The 24,121-nt window shown below is 32.9% G+C and carries 29 protein-coding genes and 1 riboswitch; of the genes, 2 read left to right on the top strand and 27 right to left on the bottom strand.

Translation table 11 applies throughout. The features are described 5' to 3' along the window. Positions 1–218: 218 nt before the first annotated feature. The 24 genes from flgF to H8707_RS08740 all read right to left on the bottom strand — a co-directional run bounded on the left by flgF (position 219) and on the right by H8707_RS08740 (position 20,171). Positions 219–1,025 (bottom strand): flagellar basal-body rod protein FlgF, encoded by an 807-nt coding sequence (gene flgF, locus H8707_RS08855; RefSeq protein ID WP_262429781.1) that lies wholly within the window; start codon positions 1,023–1,025, stop codon positions 219–221. A gap of 74 nt (positions 1,026–1,099) precedes the next feature. Next, on the bottom strand, positions 1,100–1,471 hold the full coding sequence (locus H8707_RS08850) for a TIGR02530 family flagellar biosynthesis protein (RefSeq protein WP_262429780.1): 372 nt from the start codon (positions 1,469–1,471) through the stop codon (positions 1,100–1,102). Further along, positions 1,468–1,905: a flagellar hook assembly protein FlgD gene (locus tag H8707_RS08845; protein ID WP_262429779.1), complete on the bottom strand. Its 438-nt coding sequence runs from the start codon at positions 1,903–1,905 to the stop codon at positions 1,468–1,470. The genes H8707_RS08850 and H8707_RS08845 overlap by 4 nt, the downstream gene beginning before the upstream one ends. Before the next feature lie 13 nt (positions 1,906–1,918). Beyond that, entirely contained in the window at positions 1,919–3,112 is a 1,194-nt protein-coding gene (locus H8707_RS08840; RefSeq protein ID WP_262429778.1) for a flagellar hook-length control protein FliK, read from the bottom strand. Positions 3,113–3,242: 130 nt separating this feature from the next. Continuing rightward, positions 3,243–3,650: a flagellar export protein FliJ gene (gene fliJ / locus H8707_RS08835; RefSeq protein ID WP_262429777.1), complete on the bottom strand. Its 408-nt coding sequence runs from the start codon at positions 3,648–3,650 to the stop codon at positions 3,243–3,245. 30 nt (positions 3,651–3,680) lie between these two features. Next, the gene (fliI, locus tag H8707_RS08830) at positions 3,681–5,006 is read right to left on the bottom strand and encodes a flagellar protein export ATPase FliI (RefSeq protein WP_262429776.1); all 1,326 of its coding nucleotides are present in this window, start codon (positions 5,004–5,006) and stop codon (positions 3,681–3,683) included. After that, positions 5,003–5,827, bottom strand: coding sequence for a FliH/SctL family protein (locus H8707_RS08825; RefSeq protein WP_262429812.1), 825 nt, complete (start codon positions 5,825–5,827; stop codon positions 5,003–5,005). Before H8707_RS08825 ends, fliI begins: the two co-directional genes overlap by 4 nt. Further along, positions 5,802–6,809, bottom strand: coding sequence for a flagellar motor switch protein FliG (fliG, locus tag H8707_RS08820; RefSeq protein WP_262429775.1), 1,008 nt, complete (start codon positions 6,807–6,809; stop codon positions 5,802–5,804). Before fliG ends, H8707_RS08825 begins: the two co-directional genes overlap by 26 nt. 11 nt (positions 6,810–6,820) lie before the next feature. After that, a complete protein-coding gene (gene fliF, locus H8707_RS08815; protein ID WP_262429774.1) occupies positions 6,821–8,362 on the bottom strand; it encodes a flagellar basal-body MS-ring/collar protein FliF in 1,542 nt (513 codons plus the stop codon). Positions 8,363–8,389: 27 nt separating this feature from the next. After that, positions 8,390–8,692, bottom strand: a complete 303-nt coding sequence (fliE, locus tag H8707_RS08810; RefSeq protein ID WP_262429773.1) for a flagellar hook-basal body complex protein FliE — start codon at positions 8,690–8,692, stop codon at positions 8,390–8,392. 24 nt (positions 8,693–8,716) lie between these two features. Further along, positions 8,717–9,148 carry a flagellar basal body rod protein FlgC gene (gene flgC, locus H8707_RS08805; RefSeq protein ID WP_262429772.1) on the bottom strand — a complete coding sequence of 144 codons (432 nt, stop codon included), beginning with the start codon at positions 9,146–9,148 and terminating at the stop codon, positions 8,717–8,719. Between the two features lie 70 nt (positions 9,149–9,218). Further along, positions 9,219–9,554, bottom strand: a complete 336-nt coding sequence (locus H8707_RS08800) for a flagellar basal body rod protein FlgB (RefSeq protein WP_262429771.1) — start codon at positions 9,552–9,554, stop codon at positions 9,219–9,221. Positions 9,555–9,599: 45 nt separating this feature from the next. Further along, a riboswitch (cyclic di-GMP riboswitch) is annotated at positions 9,600–9,680 on the bottom strand. 182 nt (positions 9,681–9,862) lie between these two features. Then, positions 9,863–10,240 (bottom strand): hypothetical protein, encoded by a 378-nt coding sequence (locus H8707_RS08795; RefSeq protein WP_262429770.1) that lies wholly within the window; start codon positions 10,238–10,240, stop codon positions 9,863–9,865. Next, entirely contained in the window at positions 10,225–10,590 is a 366-nt protein-coding gene (fliS, locus tag H8707_RS08790) for a flagellar export chaperone FliS (RefSeq protein WP_262429769.1), read from the bottom strand. The genes H8707_RS08795 and fliS overlap by 16 nt, the downstream gene beginning before the upstream one ends. A 14-nt stretch (positions 10,591–10,604) precedes the next feature. After that, entirely contained in the window at positions 10,605–12,041 is a 1,437-nt protein-coding gene (fliD, locus tag H8707_RS08785; RefSeq protein WP_262429768.1) for a flagellar filament capping protein FliD, read from the bottom strand. 3 nt (positions 12,042–12,044) lie between these two features. Continuing rightward, positions 12,045–12,416, bottom strand: a complete 372-nt coding sequence (locus H8707_RS08780; RefSeq protein WP_262429767.1) for a flagellar protein FlaG — start codon at positions 12,414–12,416, stop codon at positions 12,045–12,047. A 76-nt stretch (positions 12,417–12,492) separates the two neighbouring features. Beyond that, entirely contained in the window at positions 12,493–13,407 is a 915-nt protein-coding gene (gene hag, locus H8707_RS08775) for a flagellin Hag (protein ID WP_262429766.1), read from the bottom strand. A gap of 128 nt (positions 13,408–13,535) precedes the next feature. Beyond that, on the bottom strand, positions 13,536–14,081 hold the full coding sequence (locus H8707_RS08770; protein ID WP_262429765.1) for a GNAT family N-acetyltransferase: 546 nt from the start codon (positions 14,079–14,081) through the stop codon (positions 13,536–13,538). Next, positions 14,074–15,147, bottom strand: coding sequence for an N-acetylneuraminate synthase family protein (locus H8707_RS08765; protein WP_262429764.1), 1,074 nt, complete (start codon positions 15,145–15,147; stop codon positions 14,074–14,076). The genes H8707_RS08770 and H8707_RS08765 overlap by 8 nt, the downstream gene beginning before the upstream one ends. Before the next feature lie 22 nt (positions 15,148–15,169). Then, complete coding sequence (locus H8707_RS08760; RefSeq protein WP_262429763.1) at positions 15,170–16,057, bottom strand: SDR family oxidoreductase; 888 nt, start codon at positions 16,055–16,057, stop codon at positions 15,170–15,172. A gap of 51 nt (positions 16,058–16,108) precedes the next feature. Further along, entirely contained in the window at positions 16,109–16,840 is a 732-nt protein-coding gene (locus H8707_RS08755; protein ID WP_262429762.1) for a glycosyltransferase family protein, read from the bottom strand. A gap of 54 nt (positions 16,841–16,894) precedes the next feature. Continuing rightward, positions 16,895–17,896, bottom strand: coding sequence for a UDP-N-acetylglucosamine 4,6-dehydratase (inverting) (gene pseB / locus H8707_RS08750; protein ID WP_262429761.1), 1,002 nt, complete (start codon positions 17,894–17,896; stop codon positions 16,895–16,897). An 18-nt stretch (positions 17,897–17,914) separates the two neighbouring features. Next, positions 17,915–19,771: a motility associated factor glycosyltransferase family protein gene (locus H8707_RS08745; RefSeq protein WP_262429760.1), complete on the bottom strand. Its 1,857-nt coding sequence runs from the start codon at positions 19,769–19,771 to the stop codon at positions 17,915–17,917. After that, positions 19,761–20,171 carry a hypothetical protein gene (locus H8707_RS08740; protein WP_262429759.1) on the bottom strand — a complete coding sequence of 137 codons (411 nt, stop codon included), beginning with the start codon at positions 20,169–20,171 and terminating at the stop codon, positions 19,761–19,763. Before H8707_RS08740 ends, H8707_RS08745 begins: the two co-directional genes overlap by 11 nt. Before the next feature lie 372 nt (positions 20,172–20,543). On the opposite strand from H8707_RS08740, the gene H8707_RS08735 reads away from it, so the two are divergent. Beyond that, complete coding sequence (locus H8707_RS08735; RefSeq protein ID WP_262429758.1) at positions 20,544–21,863, top strand: methyl-accepting chemotaxis protein; 1,320 nt, start codon at positions 20,544–20,546, stop codon at positions 21,861–21,863. 17 nt (positions 21,864–21,880) lie between these two features. Next, positions 21,881–22,312 (top strand): bacteriohemerythrin, encoded by a 432-nt coding sequence (locus H8707_RS08730; protein WP_262429757.1) that lies wholly within the window; start codon positions 21,881–21,883, stop codon positions 22,310–22,312. A gap of 195 nt (positions 22,313–22,507) precedes the next feature. On the opposite strand, the gene csrA is transcribed toward H8707_RS08730, so the two are convergent. The 3 genes from csrA to flgL are packed head-to-tail and all read right to left on the bottom strand — an operon-like array spanning position 22,508 to position 24,118. Then, complete coding sequence (csrA, locus tag H8707_RS08725) at positions 22,508–22,726, bottom strand: carbon storage regulator CsrA (protein ID WP_262429756.1); 219 nt, start codon at positions 22,724–22,726, stop codon at positions 22,508–22,510. A gap of 4 nt (positions 22,727–22,730) precedes the next feature. Then, positions 22,731–23,174 carry a flagellar assembly protein FliW gene (fliW, locus tag H8707_RS08720; protein ID WP_262429755.1) on the bottom strand — a complete coding sequence of 148 codons (444 nt, stop codon included), beginning with the start codon at positions 23,172–23,174 and terminating at the stop codon, positions 22,731–22,733. 38 nt (positions 23,175–23,212) lie between these two features. Beyond that, the gene (gene flgL / locus H8707_RS08715; RefSeq protein ID WP_262429754.1) at positions 23,213–24,118 is read right to left on the bottom strand and encodes a flagellar hook-associated protein FlgL; all 906 of its coding nucleotides are present in this window, start codon (positions 24,116–24,118) and stop codon (positions 23,213–23,215) included. Between the last annotated feature and the right edge of the window lie 3 nt (positions 24,119–24,121).

The following is a 24,121-nucleotide window of genomic DNA, read 5'->3' as shown; positions in this document are numbered from 1 at the left end:
TTTTACTAAATACTAATATGGGATTCTTCGTTGCTCTCAGAATGACACCCTGCAGTGATTATACTGCCCTAAATCAATTCACAATGCACAATTGTCAAAGTTGAGTTTTGGGTTAACGCCTTTGATTGTAAAAGAGGGGGATTACATCAAAGGCGTCAGTTCTTCACCCTTCACTAATTGTTAATTGTCTTTTGTTAATCATTAACCGTCAATTGTTATTATCTCTTAAGATTCATCAATTCTTGAAGCATCTCATCAGAGGTTGTTATGCTCCTAGAATTTGCTTGATAAGCTCTGCTTGTAATTATCATTTCTGTAAATTCATTTGCCAAGTCTACGTTGGACATTTCCAAAAATCCTTGGCGGATTACTCCAAATCCTTCTTCTCCGGCAGTACCCTCTTGCGGTTCCCCTGAGTTTCTAGATTCGGAATATACATTGTTTCCCATCTTTACCAATGCTTCAGGATTGCTAAACTTGACAATCCCTACAAATCCGAGGGACTCTGCCTCTCCATCACGTACAACTATAATCTCTCCATTGTTAGCAATTGAAAAACTATCTAATCCCTCTTCCTCCATAGTTATAATACCCCCATCGCTATCCAAGAGATAATATCCACTGGAATTGACTAAATTACCAGCAGCATCTTTATAAAATGTTCCATCTCTTGTATATCTTACTACTTCACCGGAATCATCCAAGGATACTGCAAAAAATCCTTCTCCTTCTATTGCTAAATCCAAGTCCCTATTTGTAGGCTGCATATTTCCACCGGTCATAATGGTGTCTATTGCCCCTACCTTGACGCCAAGTCCTACCTGTTGAGGATTTATTCCTCCCATTCCACCATCCTCAGAAGGGGATGACCCACTTGAAATAGTTTGATTTAGCATATCTTGAAATCTAGCCCTGCCAGATTTAAAAGCTGTTGTATTTACATTTGCAATATTGTTCGCAATAACGTCCATCTTGGTTTGAAAATTTCTCATACCACTTACACCTGAATATAATGATCTTAGCATTTAAACTCCTCCTATAATTTATTTACGCATCTGTCAGTCAGCGTAGTATCGGCTCCCCTTATAGGTCCGGCCGTTTATCTGATAATTACTGCACTATCTATGTTTGTAACTATTTCCATTTCATCGCTTTGCAGCGCTGTGATTATTGTTCTATTGTTTACACTGGCTATTAAGGCCAAGTCCTTATAAAGCATCAAGCTCTCTCTTGCACCCTTTTGTTCCAAATTGTTCATCGCTTGGTTTAGGGTATTCATATCCGACTCTTTCAACTTTATATTTCTTTCAAGCATCCTTTGTTTTGCATGCTGAGATATTTTAATCTTTTCGTCTTTTATCAAGCTTTCCTGCAAAATCTTCTGAAAATCTAGACTTGATGGAGCATTAGTCTCCTTTGATGCACCATTTTTAACAGGTATTACCTGTCCTCGTTCAACCCTGAAATTCATTCTTCCACCTCTTTCTGTCCCACTTCAATGACAGAACCCAAGTAGTAATAATCTCCGTTTACTTGAAGCAATGCTATGCCATTATGAAACTTAACTTTTTCAACTATTCCGGTAACATTGCCTTCTTCATCAGCCACTGTAACCTCCTTGCCTATAAGGCTAAAGGAATACTGTTGTTGACTCATCAATGTAAGGAGACTCAAATTCTCAGTCACACTTGTAAGCTGTTCTAAGGTAGCAAACTGTGCCATTTGAGATAAATAGTCTGTTTTACTGCCCCCGCCATCACCACCCATAGGGTTTTGATTGCTTATTTCTGCTGCCATTATCTGTAGAAAATCATTAATTGATAATCCGCCTCTATCGGGTACGTTGGATGTCTCATTAGTTGTTTTTTGTCCCATTCTCATTGCAGATATATTATTTGTTTCCATTATCATCCCTCCTCTATGCCAAAATGCTTATAGAGCTTAAATTAGAATATCTGTCAGTTAAATCTTCCAGATTAAATTCTTTTTCAAAATCAAACTTCATAAAATGATTTTGCTTAAATTGCTCATGGTTATTTTTATTGGAACTCCCATTAGAATCAAAATACGAGTTTTCATTTTCCATAGCACCTAAGTTCAATTCGACTTCTACTCTATCCATATTGATGTTTTGCTTAAATAGATTTTCACTTATTTCTCCGACTTTAGCTGCAAACAATTGTTTAATCTGGTCATTATCTACCAATATTTTAGTGCTTATCTTTCCTTTATCCATTTTAAGCATTACATTTACTGTTCCCAATTCCTCAGGATAGAGTTGAACTTTCATAACTGAAGTCTGTCCTTCTGTAGTTGTTTCCATCAATTGAATAATAGTTTCTCCTATGTTTTGTACATTTTCTTTGTGCATAACCTGATTTTCAAAAGAATTATCCGTTTCATTTGTTATAACCCTATCTTCATGAACATAGGTATTGAAAATGGTATCTTTTAACCTTCCGGGTTGATTAGTCCCATCGGATTCATGCTCCTTGAACTTTACCTCTTCATCTTCTGATTTTTTTATAATTTCTCTACTTTCTCTGCCGCTATTACTTACACATTCATTCTTTTTAGGTTCCATCTCAGAATCCAAATCGATATTGTTATCAAATGAAACGTCATCTCCCAATTGTCTTGCATTTAAAGCATCGGGTATGCTTACATGTTCAGATACTATTTCACTTACCATAGACTGTATGTCATTAAACGGCATTTCTTGGATTCCCGGAATTATTGTTTCATTAACTTCTGCACCCTCCAAGGTGAGCCCTATTTGAGTATTAGATGGGATTTCTGCAGCCTGAAGCACCCCGATATTATTTGATACTGGATTTTCAATTTGTTGAATATCAGGTGTAGTTTCATTCTCACATAAAGGCATATTTAGAAATACTCCTAATTTGCTAACTATATCAACTACGGATTCGCCTTCATCTACTGAATTTGTATCTTCTGATTCCAGACCTTCAAGATCTATTTTTTCAGCTCCTTCAATTTCTGTTTTAATTGCTTTTGTCAAAACAGCAAGGAAATCTTCTTGATTTTTAGTTCCTTTTAAATCCTTAACATCTCCTGTGCCATAAGGAAGCTGAATTCCTGTAATTATCATCTTTATCACCTCCTTTACAATTTATACAATTCACAATTCACAGTTCACAATGCACAATTGCTATGGTCGAACTTTGGGGTCTTTTCATTGTGCCTCACACATAACTTATTAGTTGTAAATTGTATATTTATTATGCTTTATTAAATCTAAGTATTGCCATTTCATCTAATTCCTTTTGTTCTAGGGACTTTACATTTTCCTTATAAGTGTCAAAGTCCTTTTCCTTAAGATTTTCCATAATTTTTCGTTCTTTTTGTGCATCAACCAAATCAAGTCTGATTTTTTCTAACTCATCATTTTGAAGTTTTATCAACTCTTCTTGTTTTTCTATTCGATCTTCCAGGCTGTGTTTATAAAGGTCATGTTGTCTCAACTCATAAATGTCCATAACTTCCAACCCTTTTTCCTTGGCACTTTCATATTGATTGTTCAAACGTGTTAGTATCAATTCTTGATGCAACAATTCATTTTGCGATAGTGCAAATTCCTCCATGACATTTTTCTCCTTTATTTCTCTCAATTCCAATATTTTTTCCATTGCAAAAGTATAAATATTAACCACCCCCTATTACTTACTGTCCAGTGTTTCTTCAAGAAGATGTACGGTTTCATCAAAAGTATAATGATCTGCGATATTTTGGCGTAAAAATGTATTTATCGGATTGTATAATTGAATTGCCCTATCTATTTTTGGATTGCTTCCCTTTAAGTACGCTCCTACATTGATTAAATCTTCAGATTCTGCATATATTGCCATATTCTCTTTCAATTCACCTGCCATATTATATTGTTCATCTGATACAATTTCCTTCATAAGTCTGCTTATGCTGTTTTGTATATCTATTGCTGGGAAATGATTTTTAGCTGCTATTTTTCTGGACAGTATAATATGTCCATCCAATATACTTCTTACAGCGTCGGCAATTGGCTCATTCATATCATCACCTTCAACTAAAACAGTATAGAACGCTGTAATGGAGCCCTTCTTTGACATACCACTCCTTTCCAATAATTTTGGTAGCTTGGCAAATACAGATGGTGTATATCCCTTGGTAGTCGGTGGTTCTCCTGTGGCAAGCCCAATCTCCCTCTGAGCCATGGCAAAACGCGTTACAGAATCCATCATAAACATGACTTTTTTGCCTTGATCCCTAAAATATTCTGCTATTGCAGTGGCCACGAAAGCACCTTTAAGTCTTACCAATGGCGGTTGGTCAGATGTAGCACATACTACCACGGACTTTTTATATCCTATGGGTCCCAAGTCTTTTTCGATAAATTCCAGTACCTCTCTGCCCCTTTCGCCGATTAGAGCTATGACATTTACATCGGCATCGCTATATTTTGCAATCATACCAAGCAGTGTACTTTTGCCAACCCCGCTGCCTGCAAATATACCAATCCTTTGACCTTCACCACAAGTAAGCAATCCATCTATAGCTTTTACACCTGTCGCCATTATATTTTCAATCTTTCTTCTTTCGAAGGGACTAGGTGGAGACTTGTCCACATCAGTATAAAGCCCATTTAACAAATCTACATCAACTAATGGTCTTCCTAAGCCATCTAATGTACACCCTAGCAAATCATTGCTAATTTTAATTTTCAATGCTTTTCCCGTTGGCTTAACCAAACACCCGGGACCTATCCCTTGTATATCATCTAATGGCATCAAAAGCACTGAATTGCCATTAAACCCAACGACTTCCGATAGTACAACTTTATCAATTGCGTTTATTTTGATTTCACACACTTCTCCGATAAATACTTCCAGTCCTTCTACTTGAATTATGAGTCCAATAACCTGAGTTACCTTGCCCATCTTCAAATAATGATCTTTTTTCTTTATAATGTCTTCATAAGTCTTAAATGGTATATTTAACAAGATATTCACTCCATATTATCTATATCTTTAATACTCTCTAAGATCGAGTTTAACTGCTTTCTAATCTGTAAGTCTATAATCTTATTTTCATTTTCTACAATGCATCCGTCTTTCTCTAAATTTGCATCACTTAATATGGTAAATATAGTATTTGGACATACCTCTTCCAATTTATATTTATACAATTTTAAATAGTCAAGATTGTCAGGATGGCAGGTGATTACAATGTTTTCGGTTTTACCAAATTCTTGCAATATAGGATTTACCAACATCAAAATGTTCTCTGATGATTCATCAATAGTTAGATGAACTATGGATTCAGCCATATCAGCCGCTAATTCAATTATTTGATCATGGCTTTCTCTAAAATAATCTGAAACCGATTCTTGCGCATCTTCGACTATTTTAACAGCATTGTTTTTAATCTTTGAAGCTTCGGATTTAGCATCTAATATACCTTGGTTGTAGCCATTAGTAAGCCCCTCTTTAAAGCCTTCTTCACATCCTTTTTTAAAGCCTTTATCAAAACCTTGCTTTTTGGCTTCTTCCAATAAATTGTTGGCCTCTTCATTTGCCTTTTCGATTATTTTTCTTCTCTCTTCAGCTGTTTTTTTATATAATTCTTTTTTTATATCATCTGTTAAGCTCGCTCTGATTTCATCCTTAATACTTTCTAAATCCGCTAAATCATCACATTTTTCCTCTTCTTCGGGCGAAGGATAAAAATCAATTTTATTATCATAGGAATTCTTAATTGTAATTTTGGATTCACCTTCACAACATATATTGTTCCCTTTAATTACCCTATACGATGACTGTATCTTGATCACCTCTTCCAATGATGATTTCTCCTACTTCATCCAGTCTCCTTATGATACCGACAATCTTAAATTGAGCTTCTTCAACCGTAGATAAACGAACCGGACCCATAAATTGAATATCTTCCTTTAGCATTTCAGCTGCACGCTTGGACATATTACTAAATACAACATTAACAACTTTTTCCGATGCACCCTTCAATGCCAAGGCAAGGTCTTCATTGCTTACCTCACGTAATATTCTTTGAATCGAGCTTCTGTCAAGATTTACTATATCTTCAAAGATAAACAAATTGGATTTGACGATTTCTGCCAAATCAGGTTGATTTGTCTCCAAATTGCCGATTATATTTCTTTCTGTACTTCTATCTACTGAATTTAATATATCTACAAGAGATTTTACTCCACCTATAGTCTCACTTTCGCTATCAATGATATTTGAGAATTTAGCCTCCATAATCTTTTCTATTTTTTTGATTATAGAAGGTGACGTTCTATTTATCATTCCAATTCTTTCTGCAACTTCCGTTTGTAATTCAGAGGGGAACTGGGACAATACAATCGCAGCTTTATCCGGTTGTATATAGCACAATATCAAAGCAACAGTTTGGGGGTGCTCATTGATTAGTAAATTGTACAATTGATGGGGATCTGCTTTACGAGCTATCGCAAAGGGTCGCTCCTTTTGTTGGATTTGATTCAAAACATCCATAATCTCCATTGCCCTCTGAGTCCCTAAAGCCTTGGTCAAAAGGTTTTTTGCATAGTCTATCCCACCATCCAAAATATATTGCCTTGCGGACGCCATTTCCACAAACTCTTCTATAACCATATCCCTCTCATATGGTTCAACGTAATCTATATTTGCTATCTCATATGTAACCTTTTGGATTAAATTGTCCGGCAATAGTTTTAGTATAGAAGATGATATATCCGGTCCTAAAGCTATTAACAAGATAGCCGCTTTTCTTATATTTCTTTCACTTGATTTCATATAATCACCTATTACTCCTTAAGCCATGCTTTAATTAAATCTGCTGCCAATTCAGGATTTTCTTTGGCATATTTTTCTGCCGTTAATTTTTTAGTATCATCTTCAATCTCCATTACTTCTTCAGTTCCATCAAATATCTGATCAATATTTATATTTGTATCTTCCATATTATCTTCCTCAACAGAGACTTCTTCTTTTGGCTTTTTCTTTACAAGTATTGCTCTGCCCAACACAAGCAAAACTACAATACCGGCTATTCTTAAGCCCCATGCAATGTAATTTCCATATAAAGCTTTCTTTTCTTCTTTTGATCTAATATCTTCAAGTTCCTTAGCGACTTCATCCTGATATGATTTGTCAAATGATATGCTTTCAACACTTATAAGATCTCCTCGATCAAAATCATAACCAGTGGCAGTTGCTACCAGGTTTTGTATTTTTTCGATTTCAGCTTCAGTTAGATTGCCGTCATACACTACAGATGTTGTCATCCTATTAACCTTGCCCGGAGCTTTTATAGTAGTTTTAGTTTCCTGAGAAAGTTCATTGTTGACGCTTCGTTCATATGTTGAGTTATCACCGTTTTCCCCTGCAGTGACATTGCTAATATTGTCATCAATATTACCTCCTCCAACAAAGGTATTTACGTTTGGACCGGTAGCTTTAATCTCTTCACTTCTTATAACAGGATTTTCATAGGTTATAGTTGTAGTCTCTTCAGCATCAAAGTCTAAGTCAGCATAAACCGATACTTTTATTTTTTCCTGTCCCAATGCGCTTCCCAATAAATTATACACATTCGACTCTAGCTTTCTTTCAAAGCCCTCTTGTATCTTTTGATACTTATCCAAAACATCAAGGGAGCTTACATCATCATTTTCTTCTTTTAAAATTCCACTTAGCAAATTACCTTTAGAATCAATAATCTGAACGTTTGCCTCTGGTAAATTGTCAACTGCTCCTGATATTAAAGCTGCTATTCCTTTTATCATCTCATTTGTAACCTTTTGAGATGGCTTTATATCTATAATTACAGATGCAGATGACTCTTTGGCTTCAGATTCAAATATGGTTTTTTCCGGAATCATCAAGTGAACTTTAGCAGAATTCACTACATCTAAAGACATAATTGACCTTTGCAATTCCCCTGCGATTGCCCTTTGATACATAATCTTTCGGTCTTCATCGGTTGCCATTAACCCTACATCATCAAATATCTCAAATCCGGTGGAATTTTCGGGCATCATTCCATCCATAGCCAATTGAAGCCTATATTTATCGACTTGCTTCTCATCAATTAAGATATCTCTGCCGTCATTTTCCAATTTATAAGACATCTTCTTAGACTCTAAATCGCTGATAATATTTCCCGCATCCTCTAACTCAAGATTTCTAAACAATACCACATAATTTGTCTTTTTTGAAACATATGTAAAGATGGAAGCGATCAAAATAACGATGACAAAAACAGACACCAAAGCAATTTTCTTTTTAGTGTCGATTTTATTCCAACCATTTTTTGCACCATCAATAATTTCTGTAATCTTTTCCATAAGGGTTTGTAACTCCTTTATCTATACTTAAATTTGCATATTGTTTATCTCTTTGTATGCTTCTACAAGTCTATTTCTTACTTGTACCGCAAGTTCTAAAGCCAGACTAGCTTCGTCAGATGCAATCAATACAGTATGCAAATCTTCAACGTCACCCTGAATAAAATCTTCCACAAGTTCGTCTGCTTGAATTTTCTTATCATTTAATTTGTTTATTTCGTTGTTGACCATTTCTTTAAAAGAAAACTCAGGCTCTTTTGGAGTATTTGTCCTTGAACTATTTACAGTTGAGATAGCTTCATTTATTAAATTAACTCTTGAAATATCCATATGTATCCCCCTTTTTTAGCCTTATTATTTAGAAATCTCTAATGCCCTTTTTAATATTGTTTTACTTGTATTTAATGCCGTAACATTTGCCTCATACGTCCTTTGAACTTTTATTAAATTAATTATTTCATCTACTAAATTTACATTTGGAAAAAACACATATCCGTCTTCATCTGCATCCGGATGTGAAGGATCATATACTACCTTTAAATCTTCATTATCATCAATAATTCCGGTTACTTTGACTCCCATACTTTTGTTTTCGTATGATCCGTTTAATTTATTTTTAACGGCTTTTAAATTTTCTTCGAATACTACCTCCTTTCTTTGATACGGACCGCCTTCTTCAGTTCTTGTGGTATTGATATTGGCTATATTCGTCGAGATAGTATCCATCTTTAACCTCTCCAATGAGAGTCCGCTTGCATTTATTTGCATTGAAGAAAAAACTGACACATTAACACCTCCCTCTTAAATAGTGAACAGTGAATTGTAAATTGTGAATTGTGAATTGTGAAATAGTTATCTATTTATTTATTACATAGTTCAAATCAGAAAGCTTAGAATTCAGCTGATACACTAAAACCGTATAATATATCTCATTAGCTGCCAATTCTGTCATCTCCAAATCCAAATCTACATTGTTCCCATTTTCATTGAACCGAGTGCCTGTCCTCTTTTTGACCACAGGTTCAGGCACAATCTTGTCATTCCTTACCTTTGCTAATATATCCTCAAATTCGACTTTATTCACCTTATAATCAGGAGTGTTTATATTGGCAATGTTGCTTGAAATAACTCTCTGCCTAAGTGCGGACATATCTAGTCCCTTTTTTATCAAATCATAACTATAATCACTCATATGTAACTCCTCCTTTACAAAAAATCACGCAAAAAAACCTTTCGTCTAGGTAACTGGCTACCATTCCATGGGGTAGGCCCTATAGTTTTGCGTCCTTATCTTTCGATAAGTTTGCCCTTAACTTATGAAAAGCTCGTGTGTCGAGGTTTTTATCTTGTTATTGAAATTATATTACCATATAATCCAATATTTTACAACAAAAACATAAAAAAAGCGTCAAATTTTTCCATAACGCTTTTTATTTTCACTTATTTTATTGTTTTTACGTCATTTATATCATTTTTTGTCGACAAAATAAATTCTACCATTTACAATTTCTTATTTATAAAAATCGGTTCCTTATCGGTTTTTATATAACTATTAACAACCTTATCCTTCTTTTTTAGCTGTTCCATGCTGTCTTTTAAATCTTCTTGTCTATCTTTTAAAGTTTCAATAAGTTTTTTTTGCCCGTTTATGATTAGATTTAACTTATACTCATATTTTTCATCATAGATGGAAGTCAAATTTTCGCTTGCTAACTTCTCATTTAATACTTCTATTTCATTAAAAAACGCTTGATTTGTCTCAATCAGATCTATTCCTGTAGCTACTTTCCCATCCCATAACCTAAGATTATCAAGTATTTTATCTAAAATCTGATTTTTAGCCCTAAATATTTTTTGAACATCTATATCCGTTCCCATGTATCCCTCAACTCTTCCAAGTATTTTCTAACTTCTTTTACTACTTCTATGTCCTTATCTATATTTGCGCGAATAAGTCTATCTATCATATAATCATATAATTGATATAGATTATTTGCTATATCCCCACCCGCTTCAAAATTTAATGTAGACATCAATTCAAATATTATATCTTGAGTCTTAGTAAGATATAGATTTACATTTTCGATTTCCTTTTTAGGTAAGGCTAATTCAGCTAACTTAAGATTTTTTATTGCTCCATCATATAACATTATGAGAAGTTTCTTCTTTGGAGCAGTCATGACCTGATTTGTCTTGTAAGCGTTGTTAGCATATGCGTAATTCATCATTTTACTTCCCTCCGTTATTTCTTCTTAGCTCCATTCATAGCATCTATTTGCCCTTGCAGCCAATCCAACTGACTTTCGGCTTTCATCATCGCTGTATCAAGAGCAGCAAACTTCTTTGTGTAATACTCTTCTTTTCTTATCATGCGGTCATTGAAACGGTCTATTTGCTTGTTTAAATCATCCAAAGTTCTTTCCAAACTTTTATTTTTGGTTTTTATAAGTCCATCATTAGATGATATATAGGAGTCTATCTTTATATTCAGTTTTGCAATGAACCCTACATCTTCACCATCGACTTTGTTAGTAAAAAAGTTCATTACATTTTGTGAATCCTTTGAAAATTCTTCTAAAAGCTTTGAAGAATCAAAACTTAACACACCGGATTTATCTTTGGTTGTTACCCCAAGTATAGAAATATCATTTATTGTTGTTCCTTTGTTCCCTCCAAGAGTATCTGTAACCATCTTTCTAAGAGATGAATGAAGGCTTCGCAAACTGCTATCCCCTGCCAGAGCTCCTCTTCCTTCTGTAGTGTAAGAGCCGTCAGAGCCTTTCGTAACAGTTCCGGCTGCCGATTGTGTCTCTATGAAGCTCATAGTCGAATTATACTGATCTACAAAATCCTGTATAGCCTTAGTTAACTTTTCTGTATCGGTAGCTACAGTAACAGTTGATTCCCCTTCTTGATTTAGATTGATAGTTAGACCAAGGACTGCATCAGTTACTGTGTTGGAGTCGCTTTCAATATCAATATCGTTAATCTTTAATTGGGCATTAACTCCGATTTTTTCATCTCTTGCTGCTTCATTTAAACCTAAACTAGCTAATGTTCCATTACCATCATCATTTAAAGTTATATTTCTTTTACCGGTTTTGCTGTCAGTTAAAATCAATTTCCCATCTATAATTGTAGCATTAATTCCCGTGCCTTTAACGGTCTCTCCATCTTCACCCTTCGTATCCTTTGCTGCTTCATTTATCTTTCCGACTATAGCTTTTAAACTATCACTGTCTTCAACATTTATATCTCTTGAGTCCCCATCAGCATTTGTTATAGTAAATTTACCAGTGGTAATTCCCAATGCCTTGGTGATATCTCCATTTTCTAATGATATTTTCTCTGAAATATAACTAGTATTAGTAGCTAATTGAGAAACATTTATTTTATATGTTCCTGCTACTGCATCCTTAGAAACAGTTGCACTAATAATTTCATCATTTGATAATTTAGCCTTCATCGAATTAAATGTCTTTGGATTTTGTAGTGCCTTTAGCTTCTCGAAAAGAGAATTCAATCTGGTATTTACATCCTTCCAGGCATTTTGCTTTGCTGTTATATCTGTCTTTTTATTTGATAATTGAACTAAAGGCAGTTTTTCTACCTCCATTAGCTTATCGATAGTAGCTTGATCTATTCCTGAATAAGAGCCTATAAAGCTAATCCCTGCCATTTTTTATCCCCTTTCATCTACCAAAATCCCCACTAAGTCCCAAATACTGGCTACTAAATCCAATATCTTTTCCGGTGGGATTTCTTTTACGATTTCATTTGTCTCATTGTTTACAAGCTTTACCATTATACGCCCGGTTCGCTCATGTATCTTAAACTCAAATCTATTGTCATCTTTAAATATCATTTGATTTGTCTGTTCAATTGCTCTTTGCAGTTCATCTCTTTGTAGATCATATTTTACTTTTTGGATTTCCTGCTGATTTAAAACTTGCTCCTTGGGTCCTTTTCCTTGTAAATTGTTTTCCAATACCTTGTCAGCGGTCTTAGGTACTCTTCTTTGGGTCTCGTTCACAGGTCTAGTTATATATATCATAATAATCACCCCATGATATTTTAATAGGACTATTTTAAATAAAGCCGACCGAAACCGGTCGGCTTATTTTTTACTATTATTGTAATAATTGTAATACTGATTGTGGCATTTGGTTAGCTTGAGCAAGCATTGATGTAGCTGCTTGGCTTAGGATGTTATTCTTTGTGAATTCCACCATTTCTTCTGCCATATCAACGTCTCTGATTCTTGATTCAGCAGCACTTAGGTTTTCTGAAGTAGCCGTTAAGTTGTTGATAGTATGGTCTAATCTGTTTTGTGCAGCACCTAATGATGCTCTTTGGGAAGAAACTGTTTCTATTGCTTTATCAATTTTCCCCAAAATACCGTCAGTAACATTGCCGCTAGCATCAAGTAAATTAATACCTACTACATCTCCCTCTACTCCACGTCCTTCATAATCTCCTCCACTACCTACATCTCCTGAAGTTAATACATAACCTACCTCTAATTTTACTGAATCCATACCTTCTATACTTACACTCATAGTTTGCTTATCATTAGCACCTATTTGGAATGTGAATGATGCTTCTTCAAATTTACCTGATTCCTTATCATATCCAAACAGAGACTTTGTATTGAATTCTGTATCAGTTGCTACTCTTGTAATTTCTTTAGCCAATTGATCAAATTCAGCTTGTATTTGTTTTGTATCTTCTGCTGTATTAGTTCCTGTATTTGAAGCCTGTACTGCTAAATCTCTCATTCTTTGAAGCATTGAATGAGTTTCTGTTAAAGCACCTTCTGCTGTTTGGATTAAAGAGATACCGTCCTGTGCATTTCTAACTGCTTGTTTAAGTCCGCCAATCTGACCTCTCATTTTTTCTGATATTGCTAATCCTGCTGCGTCATCTCCTGCTTTGTTGATCCTTAAACCTGATGATAGTTTTGCTAAAGAATTGCTCTTTGCACTATTTGCTGCTGTTAATCTTGAATAAGTATTCATTGCTGAGATATTTTGGTTAATTCTCATTTATTATTCCTCCTTGAATTTTCGTTTGGCTTCCTTGCCTTTTTTTAAGAAACATCGCGATATTTGCTTCTTGTTATATTTATCGGAGAGTTGGAGTAAAGTTTAATAGGATTTTGAAAGATATTTTTTCAATTACTTTTAATTTTAAGGTAGTCTTTTTCTAATAAAGATAAAACAAATGAGTTCCACCATCTTCCATCATAAAAATAATTTTCTCTAAGAACTCCATCTAGTTTAAAATTCATAGTGTCGTATAATTTTTTCTTTTTTATATCAAACTCATAGATTTCTGTCCATATCTTATTTAATCCCAATTCATTAAATCCATATTTAAATAATAGTTTACAGCTTTCTTCTGCAATTCCATTTTCATCTATATATGAATCTTCAAATCCTATATATAGTGATAAATCAGCATATCTATGAACCCAATTTATATAGCAGAGTCCACAACAACCCAACAACTCATCAGTTATAATATCTCTAATTGAAAACATAATAGTATTCGGGTCATTTAGAACCTTGGAATCAAACCAATTATTTTGCATTTCAGAGCTTATTTCCCTATATTCCCTAAAATATTTCCTGAACTCCTCTTTATTTCTCCATTTTCTAAGTATAGGTAAATCCTCTCTCTCTACAGCTGTAAGATAAACCTTATCCCCACTAATCATTCACAAGATCTCCCCATTTAATATAATCATCTTTCTTTAAGTCCCTATTAACCTTTTTTCCTACTATTTCATCAATTTTATATGGTGGGATTCCATCTTCTTTTATCGGTCTAACCGGAAATAAGTCCTCTTTATATATAATAGATCCCTTAGCAATATCTCTTGTCAAAAAAAGAGCACGTCTCTGTATTATTGATGTTTCTTTTTCATTATCTTCAATTTTTTTGTTCCCATCCCCTAGCGCATAATATAATTCCATAGATCTGTCTACCATTTCTCTCCATGAAACAGGATTCATCGAAAACTTATGATCCGGTCCTATTCTTCCATTATCATCAGTGAAATGTTTTTCAATTACCTTAGCACCTAAAGCTATTGCACCTAAAACCGTAGCATGACCTAAAGTATGATCAGATAATCCTAAAATAATATTAGGAAATAACTCTTTATATGTTTTTAATACATTTAAGTTAATATATTTAAAATTTTCTGCAGAAGCAGTATAATTAGTATTGCATTGCATTAAAACCAGATTTTTATTTTTATGATATATTGTTTTAACTGCCCTTTCTACATCTTCTATATCCGATGCACCAGTTGCAAGCAAAACTGGTTTATTTTTACTTGCAATATAATTTATTATTTCAAGCCAAGTAATATCTCCTGATCCTATTTTATATGCATTTACGTAAGGGCTTACTAAATCAACTGATTCAAAATCATATGGACTAGTCATATATTCTATGCCAACTTCATCGCATTTTTGTTTTAATTTGCATGTCCAATCTTCTGGTATACTTGCATCTTTATACACTTCATAAACTGATTTATCCCATGATGATTGATGTGAATTCATATTCCCCATATTACTAAATCCTTTTTTGCTAACAATTTTTGGAGCTTTAAAATTTTGAAACTTAGCTGCATCAGCACCAGATTTCTTTGCTAACTCTATAAGCATAAATGCTCTTTTCAAATCTCCATCATGATTTGCAGCTAAATCAGCTATAAAATACGGTTTCTTACCTTCCCCAACAAATCTATTTCCTATTTTTATAACACTCATAATTCACCTCTAATAAATTAATCTATTTATTGTAATAATCTTTAACCAATTCCTTAAATCCGGTATCAATACTTAAATCTACATTCACTAATTCTTTAATATATTGTGTATTAAGGGTAGTATTTTTTGACCTTTTAACCTTAAAATTCATCATATTGTCAATTGAACCTTTTTTGACTAAATTTGAATCTAGTTTGAAATAATCAGCTAACTTTATTAAAAAGTCATACTTACTTATGTTTTTATAACTGCCAACATTAACTAATCCTTTGTAATTAGATATTATTAACTCATAGCAAACCTCAGCAAGTTGTTTAGTATAAACAGGATTGAAAATCACATCATAAAATCCAGTTATTCCCCTTCCAGCAATAAGGTTTTTTAGTCCCCATTCAACTAATGAATTACCTGTTTCAGTGTGAAATCCATAAATATTGGTTCTAATTATAATTGCATTAGGATTACTTTGAGTAATAAGTTTTTCACCTTCTAGTTTGGTGAAAGCATAATAATTTAATGGATTTGTCTCAGATCCTTCTGTGTAATCCCCTACTATCCCATCAAATACTGAATCAGTAGAAATATAAATAAATTTTGTCACATCTGAATTATAGGAAGCAAGTATTTCCGATGATTTTGCATTCAATTGATATGCATATTTCTTTTCTCTTTCACAATATTCCAAGTTTACATTTGCTGCACAATGTATAATAATATCCGGTTTTATTTCATCTAATATGCTTCTTAGTATTTTTAGATCAGTTAAATCACAAGTATAATTATCTATGAATTGTTTATTAGATGCTGATCTATTTATACCAAATAAACTAAAAGATCTATCTTTTGAAAAGATTTCTACAAGAGCTTTCCCTAACATTCCATTAGAACCAGTAATTAATACCTTATTCATTACATTAGCCCTCCACAAAAATTATTCTACAATAACGCTATACTTATTCGCCTACTTTTTTTGCTCTATATGACTATTTATATAAAATAATTCCGGCTTTTTATTAAACAAATTTAATATATCATCCAGATAAAAGTTATGAACTCCTTTATATAAATCACCATAAATAGCTTTAATAAGTTCAAAATCTTCCTCTGTATCAAGTGTCCATCTATGCTTTGACTCATCTTTACTGTTTTTATAGTAAAATATCTTATCGCTATTCTCATAAATATATGGCGTTACATGTTCTAATTGATAATCTTTTTTAGCATTTTCGTAAGCTTCTTTTAAAGATTTTATGGAAAATACCTCCAAATCAAGACCTCTTGGATATGTTCTATTTTCTACATATAAACCTGCATTAGTTACTAAATCATAATCATTATTCAAATAAAAATTAATTACTTCATCAGCTATATTGGGATCAATTAAAGGACAATCAGAAGTAATCCTGACTACAACATCAGCGGAAAATTCCATACCTGCTTGATAATACCTACTTAAAACATTATTCTCACTTCCCCTATATATTTTAACTCCATCCTTAAATGCTTGTCGGACAATTATATCATCTTCATCAGATAGTGTAGTAGCAACCACAATTTCATCTATTGCAGAAGCTTGTTTTATCCTTTCTATATCATGACTAAGAACCGGTTTTCCAAACAAATCTTTCATAACCTTACCATGCAATCTTGAAGAACCCATTCTTGCTTGTATAATTGCAACAACTTTTGGCACATAATCATCTCCTTTTGATTATATGATTTCTATCAAATATTAATATACGTTAAATTACTTAAATCCTTTTAGTTTTTCCCTCAATTCCTCCACACTCAACCATTCATCGTTAGTTCCGGAATTATATTCAAAATTCTCATCAATAGGCTTGCCCCCATTTAAGAAGTTTTCAGATTTCCACCAATCAAAATGAGGGTATATTATATAATGTTTGCCATACTCAAAAGTCATTCTTGATTCGTCTTTTGGAACCATAACCTCATGCAATTTTTCACCTTCACGAATTCCCACTTCTTTTATAATACAGTTTGGTAACATAGCCTTAGCTAGATCCACTATTTTGAAAGAAGGTATCTTGGATATATATGTTTCCCCACCTTTAGATTCGCTCAAAGCTTTGAAAACCAGCTCTACCCCTTCTTCCAAGGTTATCCAAAACCTAGTCATTCTAATATCTGTTATTGGCAATTCCTTTTCACCGCGATTAATTAATTCCTGAAAAAAAGGAATGACTGAGCCTCTGCTGCCTGCTACATTACCATATCTAACTACCGAGAACACCGCTCCTTTTCCACCAGAATATGCATTTGCAGATATAAATAATTTATCAGAAACTAACTTTGTTCCTCCATAAAGGTTAATCGGATTAACAGCTTTATCAGTTGATAAGGCTACTACTTTCTTAACTCCGCAATCCAATGCAGCATCAACTATATTTTGCGCCCCATATATATTAGTCTTTATAGCTTCAAACGGATTATATTCACAAGCCGGAACCTGTTTCATTGCTGCAGCATGTATCACATAGTCAACACCTTTAAACGCTCTATATAGCCTATCCTTGTCTCTGACATCACCAATAAAAAATCTAAGTTTTGATTGCTGTTCTTTTGTTAATTTAGTTGAAAATAATTTCTTAACGGCATCTTGTTTGAATTCATCTCTTGAATATATAATTACTCTTGAAGGATCATATTTAGCAAATATCATCTCAATAAATTTCTTTCCAAATGATCCTGTACCACCAGTAATTAAAATTGATTTATTATCCAACATAGTATTACACTCCATCCACTAAAATTCATTAATGTATTTCTTCATTTCATCATATATAGGTTTTATCATTTCTATATCAGCAGTACATATACCAATGAATCCTCTAAAGCTATTCACTATTCTTTTTCCCTTTTCATATGGATTTTTTTCTTCATTTAAGCTATCTATGCTATTAGCCAGCACTTTATACTGAACTCTATTCATTGGTAATATGAACGTTTTATAAAAATCATTGTTTTCTATTCTTCTTAATTCCTTATCCAATTTTATATATAGATTTTCAGTTTGAGTATAATTCCTATTGTTTATTGCCTTTTCAATTTTAGTTAATATTAGCTTGTATTCCTTATTGATCTTCAAAGCTTTTTCATAGGATTTATCCATACTTTTGGCTTGAAACTCCATATATTCTTTATCATAGCTTGTCTTATTTCCATTTAGCCAATTTTTATCTACTGTTTTTTTGTCTAAAACTGTTTCTATAACATCTTTTAATTCCTTAAATTCCGTTCCTTCTATTTGAGCTCCACCTTTTGTAGTATTAATTACGTTAATATTCGGCAGGATTTTTATATAGATTTCCATTTGATGTCTCATGGAATTAAACCCTTCATTTGTCAATATTTCATTTCCATATACGTCTTTTACCCATAAGCCATTTGATATTTCATCATCAGTGAGCTCCTTATTATAGGAAATCCCTTCTGAATAACGTTCTTTACCTCTATATCCCAGATTTTGACCTACTAACAATATATTATCAAATCCTAAGGTATACAGCAATTGAAGTGTAACCACCGCTATAGACGGAGCATCCTGAATTATACTTATAGCCCCTCCAGTTTCATTTTTTAAAAAATAGCCTGCTACTGTATCTTGACTTGTTATCATATGATATTTTTCCCCGGGATAATTTTCCAAAGTCTCATACCCTACTGATGAACCAAATATCATTGGAACATTACAAATATTTTTATCTTTTATTGTTTTAAATACATTTTGATTAAAAGCTGCCGGATCATAGGTACATGCAGCATCAGGATATATATTATTATATATAAGCGTATTAACAGCTGAACCTACACTGAATATATAAGCCAATCCATTATCTTTAATATATCTAATATTCTCGATCTCATCATTAAGCGATGGACCTGCTGCTACTAATACAGCAGTTTTGCCTTTAAATTCACCTTTCTTTTCAAGTATTATATTTGGAGTGGATAATACTTCTTTTAAATTTTTCATGCTATTTATTATCCATCTTTTTTGAAATGCATAATCTGTATGTAAAGATTTTCTTTCATTTGTTAACACTTCTTTAAACCTTTTGAAAAATATTTCATGATTTTCTTTGAAAGCACTGCTATAGCTTGGCAAGTCTATGATTATAATTTTTTTATCTATTTTCTTTATAATGGTTTTAAAAAAATCTTCCATAATTTTAGGATTATATTCACATTGAACTAAGTCCAATTTTCTATATGAATTACTTTTTAGATTATTGTATTCCAAAAAATGGCAAAAAACTTCAATGGAAGGTTCATATATTGAAAACTCAACATCAGGGTATCTGCCGGCAAAGACATTAATATGATATCCAAGACCTATCCCATAAAAGATTACATATGTATCTTCATCTATATTTTCTCTTTCCCCCAAATTGTCTATTATGGATTCTGCCTCTCTCAGAGGGTTGTATTTACTATGTAGATAAATCATACTATTATCTTTTTCGATTTTAAGTGTTTTATCACTAGTTTTAGTATCCTCTAAAATTACCTTTGATTCATTGGTATTTTCTTCTGATTTCTTAAGTTCTTCATAGAGAATCGGACTATTTTCCTTTAGAAACACTATATTATCAATTAACATCTTCTTTCACCGCCTTGGGCTTTAGAAGTTGCAGTTTATCAAGCATATTTTCAAATGTTGGTACTATTTCGTATAACAATAAATCTCCTATAAGAATATTGTCTTTATTTATTATCGAATTTTCAAGCTCCGGTATAAATTCATTAAGTTGTGATACGGCTTGTACATATTCGTTCCATTTTTCATAATTTATAATACTATTTAAATCATTGATGGAATCTATTTGCGTTAATGTCTGAATAATCCATTGAATTCCTTCAAATAAATTCGTTAACTGTTTCCAAGAATTATTATCAGGTAGTTGATAAAATTCATCTGATAGTTTTGTAATAAGTGGAATTGCATTTTTTATATAATCATAAGATGATAGGATTGTATCATTTACTAATTCTGTAATCATTTGGTTAATGGCCTCGCTTTCTATTTTATTCTTATCATTCTTATCTACTTTTCCTATTTCTATATTAATGGAATCGTTGACTTTATCTTATTATATACCTTTATATCTATTGTCGGCTATAAATTATATATATTTAGATTTTAAAACAAAATTTTACAAATTTCATCATTCAAATAATGCTTTGATAAACCATTTCCAGACAAATATCTACTCTGCATGCGTTTGTATGATCCTATATTTGGGCTTAATTTATTCTTTTTTCTGCCGATAATATGAGTTTAGGGGGATAAACCAGTTCAATCTTAAATAAATTTTCATTTGTATGAAAATGTTTTTAATGGCATGAATTTTAAAAAATAAGGAGGAATTTTTATGAATAAAGTATTTAACAGTTTAAGAGCAAAGATTTTAGCCATAGCCATATCAACCACATTTATTACCCTATTAATATTTGGATCCACCATGTTTTACTTAATAAAAAATAATTCATATAATGATTATATTGGCAGTTCAAATGAAATCTTATGGAAATCGGTAAAACTGGTTGGAATCCTTGCTATTATAACATTGTCACTGACAATAGCCCTCACCAATTACTTTACGAAAAAGTTGACAGACCCAATCAAAAGATCCTCAGAGTATCTAAAGTTAATTGCAGACGGAGACTTTACACAAGAAATGGATGAGAGAGATTTAGCAAGAAAAGATGAGTTAGGTATCATAACAAATGGTATAAATACCATGAAAAACTCCTTAAAGGGACTGGTAGTAAGTATAAAAAGCGAAACGATCGAAATAGAAAATAAAGTTGAGAATGTGAAATCAAATGTAAATTTGCTAAACAGTGATTTACAGGATATATCGGCAACTACCGAAGAAGTGGCTGCAAGCATGGAAGAGACTGCAGCTTCATCAGAGGAAATGACAGCGACTTCCCTGGAAATTCAAAAAGCTGCTCAAGCAATCGCCCTTAAATCTCAAAATGGATCAATAGCTGCAAATGCGATCAATGAAAGCGCTGAGGGCACAAAGGAGAACGTAAATGCTTCTCTTGAAAAGGCCTTTGAAATATTAAAAAACACTAAAGAACCTCTTGAGATAGCTATCAATGAATCAAAGGTAGTAGAACAAATCAATATCTTATCAGATTCAATAATGAAGATAGCAGAACAAACTAATTTACTTGCTTTAAATGCTGCTATAGAAGCTGCCAGAGCAGGAGAAGCCGGTAGAGGATTCTCCGTAGTAGCAGACGAGATACGAAAACTGGCTGAACAATCGAAGGAAACAGTGTTGAAAATTCAAAACACTACATCTAAAGTAACTACTTCGGTAAAAAATTTAACCAATTGTTCTAACAATTTATTGGCATTTATATCTGAGGATGTTGAAAGCGATTATAATACTATGATGAATGTAGCTGAGCAATATAGTAAATATGCAAAATATGTGGATGGATTGGTTTCCGATTTTAGTTCTACATCCGAAGAACTATTGACTTCTATACAAGATGTACTTACTGCAATTGACGGAGTCGCCATAGCCTCAAGTGAAGGTGCAGAGGGATCATCTGAAATAGCCAACAGAGTATCCGGAGCTAGCATCAATTCAAATGAGGTCCAGATTCAAGTTGAAAAAGCAAGGGAAAGTACTGACAAATTGAAAGCAGATGTGAATAAGTTCAAATTTTGATCAGGAGGTTTATGATTATGATAAAATGGAGTAATAAGTATCTACTTGGCATTGATATCATAGATGAACAACATAAAGAATTGTTTTGCATTGCCGGAGATGCCTACGATCTATTGAAAAATGAATTTTACATTGATAAATATGATAAGGTTGTTAAATTGATAGAAGAATTGAAAAGATATGCAACATTTCATTTTGAAACAGAAGAAAAATATATGATGGAAATCGGTTATAAAAAATTGTTTTCCCATAAGATGGTTCATAATGATTTTATAAAACAGGTAAATGAAATTGATTTGGAAAAGGTGGATGAAAATCAAGAAGAATATTTGGCATCCATAATACAATTTATTGTTGATTGGATTGAACAGCATATATTGAGGATGGACAGAGAATATGTTTCCAATTCACAGTTCACAATGCACAATTCACAATCGAAAGAAAAGTGAAGAGTTGCTAGGGTCAGACTTTTGGGTCTTAAAAGATGAGATTCTTCACTACGGTCGAGAATGACGCAAGCAGTAATTTGGAGTCTTAAAAGAGAATATCCTAGCGGGGCGGATAGGGTCATCCGCCCCTACGAATGATAATACAATACACAAGTGATTTATAGAATTTTAAAATAGGTTGTTCATACGGACAACCTATTCTTTATTAAATAACACCGATATATCAAATTCGGATTCTATTGATTTTTGATTTTCTTCTATTACAGCATCATATACTTCTTTTCTTAAGATAGGAATATCCTTTGGAGCCTCAATGCCTATCTTAATCTTCCCATCTTGAATATCTAATATCTTAATTTCTATATTATCCCCTAGAATTATGCCTTCTCCTATTTTTCTATTTAATATAAGCATATCACTACTCACCTATCCCTTCTGGGAATAGTTTATGCTTTGTTGTATATATAGAGTCATTCAAGATAAATTGCTTCCCCTTTTTATCAGTCGGATTTACAATTATTGGGGCCAAAAGATTTGCTGTACTTTCATTAAAGGATGATCCCATGGTTACAATATTGTAGACTTCCAATTCCCCATCTGCTTTTGGATCTATACCTATTTTAGCCAAATTTTCATCCGGAATATCTATTTCATAACCCGTAAAAAAATCCCAAGGATTTATAAGCAGAAATGTCAAATAACTATGATTTATATCCTGAAGAAATTTAAAATGGCTATTCCCGGGGACATCCAATATTATAAAATCATGATAGTCTTCAAAACCCAATAACCCATATGGAAATGTAATGATTTCATCTTGGGTTATTTTTATTTCTCCTAGGTATTTGGTTTGAATTAACATAGAATTTCGTCCTTTCGATTTTCCTTAATTCACAATTTCTATCTCAAGAAATCCAATAAGCTTGGTTGAAGGATATTAGCTCCTACCGATAGGGATGCTATATAGACTGTTGACATTACCATATATTCCATATATTTTTCTGCTATATCTATATCTTCCTTTTCAGATAATAGACTTGTAAGATTTAGATTCTCAGTTTCATTCCTTGATTGAGCAGCTTCCAACCTGTTGTTTACAGCTCCCACACCGGAACGCACTCTCAAAACATTGTCTAAATGCTTGTCAATATCAGCGAGAAATCCATTTGAGAGTTCTTCAGTGTTTCCGCTCTCCATAGCTTTTGTGATCTTATCAATCAATACACCTAAATCCTTATTTTCATCATCAATATCTGCATTTACTATCCTACTACCATCTGTCATTATATCTACGGTAACACCTTGAGATATTTCTCTTATTATATTGTTATTGTCGCCTTTATATATTAAAACCCCATCTTCATTAATCTCAAACGGTGGCTCAGTAGTCTTTTGCCCGCCAAATATATACCTTCCATCAAAATTTGTATTTAATATATCTTTAAGCTGTTCAGCCTGCATTTTTATCTCATCTTGTATAGCAGCTCTATCCGTATCGGACAACGATCCATTGGCTCCGTAGATTACCAAATCTTTTAATCTATGTAAAGTCGATGTGACTCCCTTCAGTGCAGTATCTTGTGTCTCCACCCATCCTAAAGTATCTTTTATATTTGATTTATATTGTTTGTTTTGTATGATGTTGTTGTTTAAATCCATAATCTTCGACAATAGTATTGGGTTGTCAGAGGGCTTGGATACCTCTTTCCCTGAGGCTAATTGATTTTGATACTTTTGCATTTGTTTTAAGTTTATAGAAAGATTCCTTAGATAATTGGTTGTTAATGTACTATTTGTAATCCTCATATC

Origin of the sequence: Paratissierella segnis (genome assembly GCF_014385195.1) — a bacterium.
Classification (GTDB): domain Bacteria; phylum Bacillota; class Clostridia; order Tissierellales; family Tissierellaceae; genus Paratissierella; species Paratissierella segnis.
Note: the sequence above shows the minus strand (reverse complement) of the source record. Positions and strands in the feature narration are given on the sequence as shown.

Excerpts from the sequence above, each read along its gene's own strand:
- flgF (WP_262429781.1), bottom strand. The coding sequence starts at position 1,025 with ATGCTAAGATCATTATATTCAGGTGTAAGTGGTATGAGAAATTTTCAA.
- H8707_RS08850 (WP_262429780.1), bottom strand. The coding sequence starts at position 1,471 with ATGAATTTCAGGGTTGAACGAGGACAGGTAATACCTGTTAAAAATGGT.
- H8707_RS08845 (WP_262429779.1), bottom strand. The coding sequence starts at position 1,905 with ATGGAAACAAATAATATATCTGCAATGAGAATGGGACAAAAAACAACT.
- H8707_RS08840 (WP_262429778.1), bottom strand. The coding sequence starts at position 3,112 with ATGATAATTACAGGAATTCAGCTTCCTTATGGCACAGGAGATGTTAAG.
- fliJ (WP_262429777.1), bottom strand. The coding sequence starts at position 3,650 with ATGGAAAAAATATTGGAATTGAGAGAAATAAAGGAGAAAAATGTCATG.
- fliG (WP_262429775.1), bottom strand. The coding sequence starts at position 6,809 with ATGAAATCAAGTGAAAGAAATATAAGAAAAGCGGCTATCTTGTTAATA.
- fliF (WP_262429774.1), bottom strand. The coding sequence starts at position 8,362 with ATGGAAAAGATTACAGAAATTATTGATGGTGCAAAAAATGGTTGGAAT.
- fliE (WP_262429773.1), bottom strand. The coding sequence starts at position 8,692 with ATGGATATTTCAAGAGTTAATTTAATAAATGAAGCTATCTCAACTGTA.
- H8707_RS08800 (WP_262429771.1), bottom strand. The coding sequence starts at position 9,554 with ATGAGTGATTATAGTTATGATTTGATAAAAAAGGGACTAGATATGTCC.
- H8707_RS08795 (WP_262429770.1), bottom strand. The coding sequence starts at position 10,240 with ATGGGAACGGATATAGATGTTCAAAAAATATTTAGGGCTAAAAATCAG.
- fliS (WP_262429769.1), bottom strand. The coding sequence starts at position 10,590 with ATGATGAATTACGCATATGCTAACAACGCTTACAAGACAAATCAGGTC.
- fliD (WP_262429768.1), bottom strand. The coding sequence starts at position 12,041 with ATGGCAGGGATTAGCTTTATAGGCTCTTATTCAGGAATAGATCAAGCT.
- H8707_RS08780 (WP_262429767.1), bottom strand. The coding sequence starts at position 12,416 with ATGATATATATAACTAGACCTGTGAACGAGACCCAAAGAAGAGTACCT.
- hag (WP_262429766.1), bottom strand. The coding sequence starts at position 13,407 with ATGAGAATTAACCAAAATATCTCAGCAATGAATACTTATTCAAGATTA.
- H8707_RS08770 (WP_262429765.1), bottom strand. The coding sequence starts at position 14,081 with ATGATTAGTGGGGATAAGGTTTATCTTACAGCTGTAGAGAGAGAGGAT.
- H8707_RS08765 (WP_262429764.1), bottom strand. The coding sequence starts at position 15,147 with ATGAGTGTTATAAAAATAGGAAATAGATTTGTTGGGGAAGGTAAGAAA.
- H8707_RS08760 (WP_262429763.1), bottom strand. The coding sequence starts at position 16,057 with ATGAATAAGGTATTAATTACTGGTTCTAATGGAATGTTAGGGAAAGCT.
- pseB (WP_262429761.1), bottom strand. The coding sequence starts at position 17,896 with ATGTTGGATAATAAATCAATTTTAATTACTGGTGGTACAGGATCATTT.
- H8707_RS08745 (WP_262429760.1), bottom strand. The coding sequence starts at position 19,771 with ATGTTAATTGATAATATAGTGTTTCTAAAGGAAAATAGTCCGATTCTC.
- H8707_RS08740 (WP_262429759.1), bottom strand. The coding sequence starts at position 20,171 with ATGATTACAGAATTAGTAAATGATACAATCCTATCATCTTATGATTAT.
- H8707_RS08735 (WP_262429758.1), top strand. The coding sequence starts at position 20,544 with ATGAATAAAGTATTTAACAGTTTAAGAGCAAAGATTTTAGCCATAGCC.
- H8707_RS08730 (WP_262429757.1), top strand. The coding sequence starts at position 21,881 with ATGATAAAATGGAGTAATAAGTATCTACTTGGCATTGATATCATAGAT.
- csrA (WP_262429756.1), bottom strand. The coding sequence starts at position 22,726 with ATGCTTATATTAAATAGAAAAATAGGAGAAGGCATAATTCTAGGGGAT.
- fliW (WP_262429755.1), bottom strand. The coding sequence starts at position 23,174 with ATGTTAATTCAAACCAAATACCTAGGAGAAATAAAAATAACCCAAGAT.
- flgL (WP_262429754.1), bottom strand. The coding sequence starts at position 24,118 with ATGAGGATTACAAATAGTACATTAACAACCAATTATCTAAGGAATCTT.